Source organism: Bacillus sp. FJAT-29790 (assembly GCF_019039215.1).
GTDB lineage: Bacteria > Bacillota > Bacilli > Bacillales > Cytobacillaceae > Cytobacillus.
Window position 1 is genome coordinate 3,084,349 of the sequence record NZ_JAHNZZ010000001.1, and the last position, 542, is coordinate 3,084,890.

Consider the following 542-nt stretch of genomic DNA (forward strand, 5'->3'; position numbering starts at 1 on the left):
AAGAAAAGTATTATTTCCTATATATTGATACTGGTCGAACAGTGCTTCAAATCCCTGCGTGATTTGTCGCAAATTTTAAAAATACCATTCATTGATGTAACGCTACGATGCTGTATTTTTAAAATTGGCTGGGCTAGCTGGATTCGAACCAACGCATGTCGCAGTCAAAGTGCGATGCCTTACCGCTTGGCTATAGCCCATTGATGTAATTTATTTTTAACAAAATAAAAAGGACTAAAATTAGTTTGTCCATTTTCAACGTTTTTATTAAAAATAATGGTGGAGGGGGGCAGATTCGAACTGCCGAACCCGAAGGAGCGGATTTACAGTCCGCCGCGTTTAGCCACTTCGCTACCCCTCCGTATATATTAGATATAGTTTGTAGTGATACTGTGCTCCAAAGCCCTTCGGTCTTTGTCGCAGATTTTAAAAGCTTACCAATCGTAGAAGGAATGCTTCGTAGCTGTAATCTTTTAAAATCTGGTGCCGGCTAGAGGACTTGAACCCCCAACCTACTGATTACAAGTCAGTTGCTCTACCAA

Annotated in this window: 2 tRNA genes; both read right to left on the bottom strand. The window is 40.6% G+C overall.

Annotated features, from left to right (window positions below):
* Positions 1–125: 125 nt before the first annotated feature.
* A tRNA-Gln gene (locus tag BGM26_RS14620) sits at positions 126–200 on the bottom strand.
* Positions 201–277: 77 nt separating this feature from the next.
* Positions 278–361 (bottom strand) — tRNA-Tyr (locus tag BGM26_RS14625).
* Positions 362–542 lie beyond the last annotated feature (181 nt).